This window comes from Streptomyces sp. WM4235, from assembly GCF_001279725.1.
Lineage (GTDB): Bacteria > Actinomycetota > Actinomycetes > Streptomycetales > Streptomycetaceae > Streptomyces.
Genome location: NZ_LGDE01000416.1, coordinates 1 through 226, shown reverse-complemented (window position 1 = coordinate 226; position 226 = coordinate 1). Strand labels below are relative to the sequence as shown.

Annotated in this window: 1 protein-coding gene; it reads right to left on the bottom strand. The window is 64.2% G+C overall.

Translation table 11 applies throughout. From position 1 onward, the window contains the following. The coding region (locus tag ADK55_RS24270) for a carboxyl transferase domain-containing protein (protein WP_324611202.1) at positions 1–226 on the bottom strand (226 nt) is incomplete at both ends.

Below are 226 nucleotides of genomic sequence, written 5' to 3'. Positions count from 1 at the left end.
GATGGCCATGTCCATGATCTTGTGGATCTTCGTCGCGTGCGCCTCGCCCAACGCACCACCGAAGATCCGGAAATCGTGCGCGTACACGAAGACCGTACGACCCTCGACCGTGCCCCAACCCGTGATGACACCGTCCGTGTAGGGCTTCTTCGCCTCCAGGCCGAAGCCGGTCGCGCGGTGCCGACGCAGCTGCTCGACCTCCCTGAAGGAACCCTCATCGAGCAGC